Source organism: Brevundimonas aurantiaca, from assembly GCF_904830995.1.
Lineage (GTDB): Bacteria > Pseudomonadota > Alphaproteobacteria > Caulobacterales > Caulobacteraceae > Brevundimonas > Brevundimonas aurantiaca.
In genome coordinates this window covers 866,562-878,479 of record NZ_CAJGVD010000001.1, presented here as the reverse complement: position 1 = coordinate 878,479, position 11,918 = coordinate 866,562, and the positions used below count along the sequence as shown (strand labels likewise).

At 65.8% G+C, this 11,918-nt stretch carries 8 protein-coding genes; 7 read left to right on the top strand and 1 reads right to left on the bottom strand.

Going from position 1 to position 11,918, the window contains the following annotated elements; genetic code table 11:
* Position 1 precedes the first annotated feature (1 nt).
* Positions 2-2,389: an NAD-dependent DNA ligase LigA gene (ligA, locus tag JMT67_RS04385; protein ID WP_201462786.1), complete on the bottom strand. Its 2,388-nt coding sequence runs from the start codon at positions 2,387-2,389 to the stop codon at positions 2-4.
* Positions 2,390-2,506: 117 nt separating this feature from the next.
* Here ligA and JMT67_RS04380 point away from each other — a divergent pair, with 117 nt between their 5' ends.
* The 7 genes from JMT67_RS04380 to gspD all read left to right on the top strand — a co-directional run bounded on the left by JMT67_RS04380 (position 2,507) and on the right by gspD (position 11,916).
* A complete protein-coding gene (locus JMT67_RS04380; protein ID WP_201462785.1) occupies positions 2,507-3,475 on the top strand; it encodes a M20/M25/M40 family metallo-hydrolase in 969 nt (322 codons plus the stop codon).
* Positions 3,475-3,990 (top strand): hypothetical protein, encoded by a 516-nt coding sequence (locus tag JMT67_RS04375; RefSeq protein WP_201462784.1) that lies wholly within the window; start codon positions 3,475-3,477, stop codon positions 3,988-3,990. Before JMT67_RS04380 ends, JMT67_RS04375 begins: the two co-directional genes overlap by 1 nt.
* A 475-nt stretch (positions 3,991-4,465) precedes the next feature.
* Positions 4,466-5,983: a hypothetical protein gene (locus JMT67_RS04370; RefSeq protein ID WP_233455793.1), complete on the top strand. Its 1,518-nt coding sequence runs from the start codon at positions 4,466-4,468 to the stop codon at positions 5,981-5,983.
* A 76-nt stretch (positions 5,984-6,059) separates the two neighbouring features.
* Positions 6,060-8,726 (top strand): TonB-dependent receptor domain-containing protein, encoded by a 2,667-nt coding sequence (locus tag JMT67_RS04365; protein ID WP_201462782.1) that lies wholly within the window; start codon positions 6,060-6,062, stop codon positions 8,724-8,726.
* A 189-nt stretch (positions 8,727-8,915) separates the two neighbouring features.
* Positions 8,916-9,440, top strand: a complete 525-nt coding sequence (locus JMT67_RS16210) for a type II secretion system protein N (RefSeq protein ID WP_224760957.1) — start codon at positions 8,916-8,918, stop codon at positions 9,438-9,440.
* Positions 9,437-9,766, top strand: coding sequence for a PDZ domain-containing protein (locus JMT67_RS16205; protein ID WP_224760956.1), 330 nt, complete (start codon positions 9,437-9,439; stop codon positions 9,764-9,766). Before JMT67_RS16210 ends, JMT67_RS16205 begins: the two co-directional genes overlap by 4 nt.
* Positions 9,763-11,916 (top strand): type II secretion system secretin GspD, encoded by a 2,154-nt coding sequence (gene gspD, locus JMT67_RS04355; protein ID WP_054766048.1) that lies wholly within the window; start codon positions 9,763-9,765, stop codon positions 11,914-11,916. The genes JMT67_RS16205 and gspD overlap by 4 nt, the downstream gene beginning before the upstream one ends.
* Positions 11,917-11,918: the final 2 nt, after the last annotated feature.

Here is an 11,918-nt window from a genome sequence, read left to right as displayed (position 1 = left end):
CTTATGGTTGCGTGATCAACGCCTGCCAAGCTTGTTCAGTCAACACTTCAACCCCGAGAGATTCCGCTTTTTTAAGTTTGGACCCAGCTGACGCGCCAGCGACGAGAAAGTCGGTCTTGGCTGATATTGAACCCGAGACTTTCATTCCCAGTCGCAAAGCCTGTGCCTTTGCCTCGTCTCGTGTCGTGGACTCGAGTGTTCCGGTAAACACGACGGTTTTTCCCGAAAGGGCGCTTTCCTCGACGACTTCGGGAGGAGCGATTTGGATAAGATTTTCTAGGTCTTGGATAAGGGCTTGGTTTTTGGGTTCTGAAAAGAAACCCGAAAGAGATTCAAGTCCTACCTGGCCAAGGCCATTGATCGCCTTGATGTAGTTAAACGCATTGCGAGCTAGTCGTTCCTCCAACTTGTCTAGCGTGGGCGCCAGTTCTGGTCCCATCTCGAGCGTTAGGCGAGATGTTACTGGTTTAGGAAGCCCAAGAATGTTCGAGATATCAAGATTTAAGGAGTTGGACTCAGTCATTCTGTGCCTAACCGAGGGCCACTTATCCAAAAGTCGATCTAAAAGCGTATCGCCCAATCCCTCCACATCGAGCATTTTTGCCCGGAGATCATTATGGCGGCCTGCCGCTATTGCGCTGGCTTGAAGCGCGTCGAGCGTTCCGAAATGGTTAGCCAGTAGCCTCGCGGTCTCTTCGCCCACATGGCGAATGCCGAGGGCGAATATGAGTCTGCTGAGCGGGACGTTGATTTGCCGCGCAGCTATGTTGGCGAAAAGTTTTTCTACAGAACCAAAGGCACGTTCAGCGTCATCTATTGATTTTGTAGCTGCGCCGGATTTTTGCTGCCGCTGCAAAGCCAGTTCTTTGCGACGTTCGAGAACAGCCGAGCGGACGGTATCCGGGCGGTCCCTGAGTCTGAATATGTCAGCGGGGTTGTGAAGGAAGCCCTGTTTGTAGAACAGCTCGACATAGCTTTCGCCAAAGCCTTCAATGTCTAGTGCTTTCCGCGAGACGAAATGCTTAAGCCGCTCCATGGCTTGAGCAGGGCAGATCAATCCGCCTGTGCAACGTCGGACGGCTTCACCACTTTCGCGGATGGCGGCAGACCCGCACTCGGGGCATTTGTCGGGGAAGACATAGGGGACGGCGTCGGCGGGGCGCAGCTCCGGGACCACGCCCAGAATCTGGGGGATGACGTCGCCGGCGCGTTGCAGGCGGACGGTGTCGCCGATGCGCACGTCCAGACGTTCGATCTCGTCTTCATTATGCAGGGTGGCGTTGCGGACCACGACCCCGCCGACGGTGACGGGGTGCAGCCGTGCGACGGGGGTCAGGGAGCCGGTGCGGCCGACCTGGATGTCGATCCCCTCCAGCACCGTGGTCGCCTGTTGCGCCGGGAACTTGTGGGCGATGGCCCAGCGGGGGCTGCGGGCGACGAAGCCCAGCCGGCGTTGCCAGTCGATGCGGTCGACCTTGTAGACCACGCCGTCGATGTCATAGCCCAGGGTCGCGCGGTCGCGTTCCAGCTCGCGATAGACGGCGATCAGGCCCTCGGCGCCCTCGACCCGGCGCGAGCGGGCGTTGACGGGAAAGCCCCAGGCCTTGAGCTTTTGCAGGGCCTCCCACTGGGTCTCGGCGAAATCGCTGGAGTGTTCGCCCCAGGCGTAGGCGAAGAAGTTCAGCGGCCTTTTGCCCGTGATCCGGGCGTCCTTTTGGCGCAGGGAGCCTGCGGCGAAGTTGCGGGGATTGGCGTAGGTGCGGCGGCCTTCGGCCTCTGCGGCGGCGTTGAAGGCGGCGAAGGCGTCATTGGGGGCGTAGACCTCGCCCCGGATCTCGATCCGGTCGGGCCAGTCGTCGCCGGCTAAAGTCTGTCTCACATCGGCGATGGTGTTCAGATTGGCGGTGACGTCCTCGCCGGTGCGGCCGTCGCCGCGCGTGGCGCCTAGGGTCAGGCGGCCGTCCACATAGAGGAGGTTGGCGGACAGGCCGTCGATCTTGGGCTCGGCGACGAAGGCGATGGGTTCGTCGGCCGGCAGTTTCAGGAAGCGGGCGATGCGGGCGACGAAGTCGCGCACCTCCCCCTCGTCGAAGGCGTTGTCCAGCGACAGCATGGGGACGCCGTGGCGCACCTCGGCGAACTGGCTGGAGGCGGCGGCGCCGACCTTGTTCGACGGAGAGTCGGGGCGGACCAGATCGGGAAAGGCGGCCTCGACCGCCAGATTCCGGGCGCGCAGGGCGTCGTAGTCCGCGTCGGAAATCTCGGGCGCCGCTTCATTATAGAGGGCGTCGTGGCGAGCCATTTCGGCGGCCAGCCAGGCCAGCTCCTCAGCCGCCGTCTCGGCGGTCAGGTCTTCGACGGGCGGAAAGGCGGGAATCGCGCTGGACATGTCGAACTCCCTATCACCTGTTTCAATGCATGCGCAGCGTCAGGTTCATCCCGTCAACGCGGCTGACGGCGCCGCAGCGCCGCGCTAAGTTGCCGTATCGACCCCGTGGAGCCGCCCATGCCGACCGTCCGTTCTTTCGTCAGCGCCGTCATGACGGCGGGCCTCGCGCTCGGGGCGGCCGGCTGTGTCACGCCGACCGCGACGCCGGCCGGCCAGCCGGTCGCCCCGCTCGCCTCCGTCTATGATCAGCTGTTGGCGGACGCGCGGATCCTGTCGTCGGACGAAATGGAGGGGCGCGACACCGGCTCGACTGGCGGAGAGCGGGCCAGGGCCTATGTCGTGTCGCGGCTGGAGGCCCTGGACGTGGCGCCGGCGCCGTTCGGGCGGCTGCAGCCCTTCGAAGCCATGGGCGATTCGCCCAACGGGCCGACGACCTATCGCGGCGTCAATATTCTGGGGCTGATCCCCGGCCGCCGGGTCAGCGACCGCTATATCGTCGTGTCGGCCCACTATGATCACGTCGGCGTCCACGGCGGTCGGATCTACAACGGCGCCGACGACAACGCCTCCGGCGTCGCGACCGCCCTGGAGCTGGCCAAGCGGCTGAAGGCCGAGGCGCCGGAGCACAGCGTTCTGCTCGTCTTCTTCGACGGGGAAGAGCGCGGGCTTCTGGGGGCGAAAGAGTTCGTCAAGGCCCCGCCCATGCCCCTGTCCGCCGTCGCCCTGAACCTGAACTTCGACATGACGGCGCGGGCCGAGACCGATGGGCGGCTATGGGTCACGGGGACCTATCAGAATCCGAGTCTACGCCCGATCCTGGAGCCGATCGCCCCGGTAGGGCCGGTCCGCCTCGCCTTCGGCAAGGACACGCCGCAGGACGAGGGAGAGGACAATTGGGTGGACGCCTCCGATCACGCCCCCTTCCATGAGGCCGGGGTTCCCTTCCTCTATATGGGCGTCGATTATCACCCCGACTATCATCGCCCCAGCGACGACTTCGAGCGGATCAAGCCGGAGGTCTTCGCCGCCTCGACCGAACTGGCCATCGCCGGATTCCGGGCTCTGGACCGGTCGTTGGATCGCTGATGCGGCGCCTGGGCGGGATTCTTCTCTGTATTGCAGCCCTGGCGGCGTGCGAAGGCCGGGAGGGCGGAGTGCGTCGGGGGACGGAGACCGCAGAGCGGGCGCCGGTTGAGGCGGCCTTCCGTCACCATCTGAGCGGCGACGTCTCGGGCCAGTATCGGCCGGTTGGGGGCGGGGCTGCACCGGGGGAGTTGGCCGGGCTGTTCGTCGGCCAGATCGCGGCCTTTGAAGCGTGGGAGCGGGGATCGCGGGCGGGCGCGCCTTTGATCCTGACCCTCGCCGGATCGCACGGCTCGCCGCCGGTGTCGCTGCAAACCTATGAGATCACGGACGATAGGCTGCGGATGACGGGGACCGCTGCGCGCGGAGAGGCGGTGCGTCTGGATCTGCGGATCGACCAGGGCGCCCTGGCGACCGCCAGACGCAATCTGGGCGACCAGACGCCGGTTATGAGCGGGGCCGTTCAGGTGGGCGATCGCCGGTTCCCCGTCAACCTGACGTGGTGGAACGGCGACTGATCAACCGAGGGCCCGCGCCGCCAGCCAGGCCGCGCCGGCGATCGTCAGCCAGATGAAGGCGCCGACGGCGCCAGCCAAGATGATCGACCCGCGTCGCCGCCCTGGGTCGGCGGCGCGCCGGTCTTGCGCGGGACGTGGAGGTCCGGATTTTATTTCGGGATCGCGCGACACGTTGCAACCTAAGATAGATTTCCAGATTGGGTCAAGGCCAGACCGAAGAAGGCGCGCCGCCGCAGGGCCTTGGACGAGAGCCAGTGATCCGAAGGCAGATCGTTTGTCGTAAAATGGATCGCAATCCGCAGCAAAAGCTCCGCTGAAGCTTCACGCAACAGCGCATGCGCCTTCACACAGCATCCCTAATGACTCCACTCGGGCAGGAGGGGCGATCACGTCTTTGCGGCCGGGCATGGGCTCGGGCGCCCCCTGTCATAGCTCTTTGACCAGACACGGTGGACTGACGATGACCGGCCTTCAGATGAAAACCCTGCTCGTGACGGCGGCCAGCGCCCTCGCGCTCGCCGCCTGCGGCTCGGCGGAAGTGGCTTCGCCCGGCGAAGGCAACTTCGGCAACGGCGGCAACAACGGCGGCAACAACGGTGGCGGCAACACGCCGGCCCCCGGCACGCCCGCTGCGGATTGCCCGACCGGCCTGGCCAATGTCGGCACCATCGCCAACGGCTCGCTGCGCGTTTGCCAACTGCCGCAGCAGATTCTGGGCAACCTCAGCCTGGCCGTCCGCGCCGGCACCATCTATTCGATCAGCGGCCGCACCGAGGTGGGCACCGACCGCGGCATCGATCCCGCCTCGACCACGGGCACGCAGGGCATCCTGACCATCGAACCGGGTGTGAAGATCTTCGCCTCCAGCGGCGGTGACTATCTGCTGGTCAACCGCGGCTCGCAAATCTACGCCGAGGGCACCTCCACCAAGCCGATCATCTTCACCAGCCGCCAGGACGTCGAGGGCACGGCCACGGCGACCTCGCAAGGTCAGTGGGGCGGGATCGTCCTGGCCGGCCGCGCGCCCCAGGCCAACTGCCAGCTGACGGCGCCGGTCACCTGCACCGGCCAGGTCGAGGGCACCAACGCCTTCTACGGCGGCAATACGGCGACCGACAACTCGGGCCGTCTGCGCTACGTTCAGATCAAATATTCCGGCTTTGAAATCTCGACCGGAAATGAGCTGCAGGCCCTGACCCTGGCCGGCGTCGGCTCCGGCACGGTTCTGGAGTACATCCAGTCTTACAACAGCTCCGACGACGGCATCGAGATCTTCGGCGGCAACGCCAACCTCAAGCACATCGTCATCAACGGCGCCGACGACGACGGTCTGGACACCGACACCGGCTGGCGCGGCGGCGCCCAGTTCGGCATCGTGACCCAGCGGGCCCCGAACTCGACCAGCCGGTCGGCCGGCTTCGAGTTCTCGTCGGCTCCGTCTTCGACGCCTTATGCTTCGCGCTATCTGTCGCAGCCGAAGATCGCCAACTGGACCATGGTCGGCCGCAACGCCCCGACCGACGCCCACACGGTCATGCACTTCGACACCGGCACCAACCCGACCCTGATCAACATCGTCGCCACCTCGACGACGGGCTCGGTCGCCGGCTGCTTCGACATCGCTGACGCCGACACCCAGACGAGCTTCGACGGGGGCACGACGCCTTCGCTGCGTTCGATCTACATGTCCTGCTCGGTCTCCTACCGTCCGGCCAACGTCGCCCGTTCGACGGCGGTGTTCACCAACGCCCGCAACACCAATGTGACGGCGGCGGGAACTTCGACCCTGACGGCCCCGGCTTCCGGCACGACCATCGCCAACCAGAACCTGGCCTTCATCAACGGCGCCAATGAGAACGCCGTGACGGCGATCGATCCGAAGACGGTCTACAGCTTCTTCGACAGCGTCAACTACATCGGCGCTGTGCGGAACGCCCAGGACACCTGGTGGCAGGGTTGGACCTGCGGCCTGACGGCCGGCTCTCCCTGCTGATGACGACGGCGCCGGCGGCGGCCTTCAGGGTCGCCGCCGGTTCTTCGCGTTTCCTGACCCCTTCAAGGCGCAGACCATGAATAGACTTTCTCTGACCCTGAGCGGGGTCCTTCTCGCCACCAGCGCGCTGATTGCGCCCGGCCTGGCGTTCGCCCAAGCCGCACCTGAAACCGCCCCGACGGCCCAGACTCCGGCCCAGACCTCGGCGGAACAAGTCGATCAAGAGCCCGCCGAAGTCGGCGAGATCGTCGTCCTGGGCCGCTACATTCCCGAACCCAACCGCGAAAGCTCTGAAGTCGCCGCCTTCCTGACCTCGGAAGACCTGGAGCGCACCGGCGACAGCAACGCCGCCGCAGCCCTGACGCGCGTGACCGGCCTGTCGATCGTCGAAGGTCGGTTCATCTATGTCCGCGGCCTGGGCGAGCGCTATTCCTCGGCCCTGCTGAACGGTTCGCCCCTGCCCAGCCCCGAGCCGCTGCAACGGGTCGTGCCGCTGGATCTGTTCCCCTCCAGCATTCTGGACGGCGTGACGGTTCAGAAGACCTATTCGCCCAACTTCCCCGGCGAGTTCGGCGGCGGCGTCATCGATCTGCACACGATCGACGCCCCGAACGAACCCTTCTTCAACATGAAGCTGTCGCTGGGCGGCAACACGGAATCGACGGGCAAGGAGAGCCTGATCTATTACGGGTCGCGCACTGACTTCACCGGCTTTGACGACGACACGCGCGAGGTTCCCGGCGCGATCCGCATCGCCTTTGATCAGGGCAAGCAGATCAACACCGCCAACTTCTCGGCCGCTCAGCTTCAGGTCATGGGCCAGTCGCTGGAGAATGCGCCGCTGCGTCTGCTGCAGCGCGAAAAGACCCCGATCGACGGGGGCGTGGAGCTGGCCGGCGGGTTCTCGCAGGACACCGGCCTGGGGACGCTGGGCCTTATCGCGGTCGCCGGCTATGACAACAGCTGGCGCGCCCGTCGCGGCGTTCAGCAAGAGGGCCAGTTCCAGGGCGACGCCCTGGAGGTCTCCTCTTCCTATGACGTCGAATCGAACCAGAACGACATCCGGTTGAACATGCTCGGCGGCCTGTCGCTGAAGACGGTCGATCATGAGCTGAAGTGGACCAACCTGTACGTCCGCAACACCACCAAGGAAGCGCGTTCGGCCGCCGGCCCGGACTTCGACGCGGGCGGAAGCGTCATCCGCAACGACTATACAGAATGGTTCGTGCGCCAGCTGTTCACGAGCCAGCTGGCTGGCGAACACCAGTTCATGGACGGCGCCTTGGAGATCGACTGGCGGGCCGCCTACGCCAAGACGTCGCGGGACGCGCCCTATGAGTCCCGCTTCCAATACGGCGTGGACGCCGCCGGCGATTACATCCACAACGTTCAGGGCAATCTGATCTCGTTCAGCGAACTGGACGACGACATCGTCTCGGGCGGCGTGGATGTGGCCTACACCCTGCCGTTGTCCTCGATCCGCGAGGCGATCATCAGCGCCGGCGTGGCCTCGTTCGACAACAATCGCGAAGCCACCCGCCACGATCTGCAGTTCGAAGCCGTCAACGGCCTGACCGACAGCCAGCGTCACGCGCGGGTCGATTATCTGTTCTCGGACTACAACATCAATCCGAACACTCTGCAGCTGCGCGAAATCGCCGGCAGCAACGGCGCCAGCGCCTATGACGCCGAGCTTCAGGTCAATGCGGCCTATGCGATGATCGATGCGGAAATCATCCCGCTGGTCCGCACGACGGTCGGCGTCCGTTTCGAGGACGGCCAACAGAGCGTCACCCCGCGCGACGTTTTCGGCGGCGCCTCGACCTATAAGGCCACCGAAATCGAGGAGCAGTATTGGCTGCCCTCCTTCACGGCCACGTGGAACTTCGCTGAGGATCAGCAACTGCGGTTCGGCGCGTCCAAGACGATCGGTCGCCCGCAGTTCCGCGAACTGGCCCCCCAGGCCTATACCGATCCGGAAAGCGACCGCATCTTCATCGGCAACCCCTACCTGGTGGACACCGAACTGCTGAACCTCGACGCGCGGTATGAATGGTACTTTGCCCGCCAGCAGTTCATCACGGCCGGCGTCTTCTACAAGGACATGGACAAGCCGGTTGAATCCGTCATCGTCGATGTCGGCAACCAGCGCCAGCAGTCCTTCCTGAACGCGCCCAAGGCGACCATCATGGGCGCCGAGGTCGAGGTGAAGAAGTATTTCGAGTTCCCCGACCAGCCCATGCCCTTCATCGCCAACAAGCGTTGGCTGGTCCAGGCCAACTACACCTACTCCGACTCTGAGGTGAAGGTGAGCTCGGGCGATACGGTGCTGACCCTGGGCGGCGCCGGTACGCCGGAACAGGCTTCCTTCTTCATTCAGGACGGCAGCCGTCTGCAAGGCCAGTCGGATCACGTCGCCAACCTGCAACTGGGGTGGGAAGACGACACGGCCCGGTCTCAGGCGACGGTCATCGTCAACTATGTCAGCGATCGCATCACCGCCCGCGGCGCCGGCATCAGCACCAGCCGCGAACCGGATTTCATTCAAGATCCGGGCGTCTTCCTGGACTTCGTCTATCGCAAGGACTTCACCGTCATGGACCGCGACATGGGCTTCGCCCTGGAACTGCGGAACCTGCTGGGAACCGACTTCGACGAATACCAGGAGCGGGGCGCCAAGATCCGGGTCAACAACTATGACCTGGGTCAGAGCGCCTCGGTGAGCCTGACCGCGCGCTTCTGATCCGTCAGAACCGCAAACCATCGACGGCCGGGAGGCGAACGCCTCCCGGCCGTTTCGATTTAAATGTCCGTACACAGTTGAACCGTCACGAGAAGTTATCCGCGTCTTCACACTTCGGTGAGGCCCGCATACGGACGATTGTTCTACACGCCATTCGCGGCCGTCGGGGGCCGGCACGGGCTTGGCGTCGTGATTGCTGACATCCGCAACCTCAGCCTCTCCGCCGCCCTGGACAGGGGGCGTCGTCTGCCGCTGCGCCGCCTCGTGGAACTCCTTCTGATCGCCCTGCTGCTGGTGCAGGCCGGCCGTCTGATCTGGCTGTTCGCCGCGCCCAGGCCCCAGGCTGAGGCGCCGGCCGCCGCCGCTGCGGCTAGGCCTGTCGACGTCAGCATACTGTCGCGGTTTGACGCCTTCTTCCGCACCGGAGGGCAGGGGGCCCTGGCCGGCGCCTCGGGCGCGGAGGCCAGTCAGATGCGTCTGTTCGGCGTCCGCGCGGGCGGCGTGGGCGGCGGCTCGGCCATCATAGGCCTGGCTGACGGGCGTCAGATTTCCGTCGGCGTCGGAGAGGAGGTCGAGCCCGGACTGGTGTTGCAGTCTGTCGCTCCCGACTTCGTGACCCTGGCGCGGGGCCAGTCCCTGACCCGGTTGGAGTTTACGGATGCGCCTGCCGGGGCCGCGTCGCCCCCGCCGCCGCCCTCGACCCCCAGATCGTGACCCCGCCCGCCGCTTCCCCCGCCTCGAACGCGGCCGCAGCCGCAGTCGTCAATCCCCAACGCCTGATCGCTCAGGCCGCTTTGCGCCCAAGGCTGCAGGGGCTGGGCGTCAAAGGCCTGACCGTCTCGTCCGCCGGAGACGGGTCGGAGCTTCGCAGCGCGGGTCTTCAGGCGGGCGACGTCATTCTGTCGGTCAACGGCGTGGCCCTGAACAGCCCTCAAGCGGTCGGCGCCCTGAGAAGTCAGCTGGCCGACGCTTCCTCTGCCGAAATCCAGTATGAGCGCGGGGGTCAGACCCGCACCACCACCATAAGGACGCGACCATGACCGTCTCTCTGCGCCACCGGCTGATGCGCTCCGGCGTCGGGGCGCTGGCCCTGGTTCTGGCTTTTCAGGCGCCGGTCGCGGCCTCGCCGGTCCTGGCCCAGGAGGCGCGCCAGACCCTGAACGTCCAGGGCGCCGACATTCGCGCCTTCATCCAGGACGTGGCCCGCACCACCGGCCGCACCTTCATCGTCGACCCGGCCGTGACCGGTACGGTGACGGTGACCAGTGAGCGCCCGCTGGGTCGGGCCCAACTGTTTGAAGTCTTTTTGTCCACCCTGCGGGCCAACGGCCTGGTGGTGACGCCGACCCAGTCAGGCGCCTATCGGATTAGTCCCGCCCAGGGCGCGGCCCAGGGACCGTCCACCGTCGGGGCCGAGCGGTTCTCGACCGAGGTCTTCCAACTGCGCAACATTGACGCGGCCTCGGCTGCGGAGACTATTCGGCCCCTGGTCGGGGCTCAGGGCCAGGTTCTGGCCAATCCGGGCGCCAACAGCGTGGTGGTGGCCGATTTCTCGGACAATCTGGCGCGCATCCGCTCGCTGATCGGCCGGATCGACGTGGATCGGTCCAGCTATGAGGTGGTCGCCCTGGAGAACGCCTCCGCGCGCGAGATCGCCGGGGTGCTGCAACAGGTGATGGCCGCGCCCGGGGGCGGGCAGGGCATGGTGACGGTCACGCCGGTCGAAAGCTCCAACTCCATCGTCCTGCGCGGCGACGGCCAGGCCCTGGCGCGGGTGCGCGGCCTGATCCATGACCTGGACGGCCGGTCGAGGGCGAACCAGGATGTGAACGTCGTTTTCCTGGAACACGCCAACGCCGAGCAGCTTCTGCCGGTGTTGCAACAGGTGGTGGGCCAGCCCGTGACGGCCTCCAACAGCACGAGCCAGGGCTTGCGCACCGCCGCGACCGGATCGACGACCAGCGCCTCCAGCGGCCTGTCGCGCGCCGCCGCCAGCTTGGGGAGCGGAGACGCCGAGGGCGGCGCCATCGGCTCGTCCTCCGTCACCGCCACCGGCCAGCGCGCCACCATCGCCCGCTTCCCCGGCGCCAACGCCCTGGTGATTTCCGGGCCGGCCGACATGCAGCGCACCTTGGCCGACGTCATCCGTCGCCTGGACGTGCGCCGCCAGCAGGTGCTGATCGAGGCCATTGTGGTCGAGCTGAGCGACAACGCCGTGCGCGAACTGGGCGTCCAGTGGCTGTACGGCGGTGAGAACGGCGTCGGCCTGACCAACTATACTGACAACGCCACCCCGCTGGTGAAAATGGCCGGCGGCGCCTATGCGGGGCAGCTGGACGAGGACGATCCTCTGCGCGAACAGCTGCAGACCCTGGCCTTGAACAGTCTGGTGGGCGCCAACGGCTTCGTCGGCGGCGGCGGGTTCGAGGTCGGAGACGGCCTGTTCGGCTTCATCATCAATGCGGCCAAGACCGACAAGGGCTCCAACCTGCTCCAGACCCCGTCCATCATGACGCTGGACAACGAAGAGGCCACCTTCCTGGTCGGACAGGAGGTGCCGATCACCACGGGCCAGACCCTGCTGGACGGAAACTCCAACCCCTTCACCACCACCGACCGCAAGGACATCGGGGTGCGGTTGACAGTCAAACCTCAGATCAACGCCGGGGGCTCCATCACCCTGACGCTGCGTCAGGAGGTGTCGGCCATCAATGGCGGCCTGACCAGCAGCACGACGGATTTGGTGTTCGACAAGCGCGAGCTGCAGACGACCCTTGTCGTCGATGACGGCGACATTGCGGTGGCCGGGGGGCTGCTGGACCAGAACGACATCATTCAGGCGGACAAGATCCCCGGTCTGGGCGACCTGCCGGGAGTCGGGGCCCTGTTCCGCTCGAACAGCCGTCAGCGCGGCCGAACCAATCTGATGGTGTTCCTGCGCCCCACCATCATCCGCACCCGCGAAGAGGCCCAAGGGTTGGCTGCCGACCGTTGGGGCTATATCCGCGACCAGCAGCAGGCGGTGCAGCCGGATCGCGAGCCCAGCCTGGACGCTCTGGTGCGGGACTATATGCGGACCCAGGCTCCGGCCGCCCCGGCGACGGGCGAGCCGATGGTGATCGCGCCCACCGGCGTGACCGCGCCTGTGGCCCCGGTCGAGGCCGCGCCCCTGCCGTCGGCGGGATATTGACG

Bases quoted from the DNA above. Each gene is read 5' to 3' on its own strand.
- JMT67_RS04380 (WP_201462785.1), top strand. From the start codon at position 2,507: ATGCCGACCGTCCGTTCTTTCGTCAGCGCCGTCATGACGGCGGGCCTC.
- JMT67_RS04365 (WP_201462782.1), top strand. From the start codon at position 6,060: ATGAATAGACTTTCTCTGACCCTGAGCGGGGTCCTTCTCGCCACCAGC.
- JMT67_RS04375 (WP_201462784.1), top strand. From the start codon at position 3,475: ATGCGGCGCCTGGGCGGGATTCTTCTCTGTATTGCAGCCCTGGCGGCG.
- ligA (WP_201462786.1), bottom strand. From the start codon at position 2,389: ATGTCCAGCGCGATTCCCGCCTTTCCGCCCGTCGAAGACCTGACCGCC.
- JMT67_RS04370 (WP_233455793.1), top strand. From the start codon at position 4,466: ATGAAAACCCTGCTCGTGACGGCGGCCAGCGCCCTCGCGCTCGCCGCC.
- gspD (WP_054766048.1), top strand. From the start codon at position 9,763: ATGACCGTCTCTCTGCGCCACCGGCTGATGCGCTCCGGCGTCGGGGCG.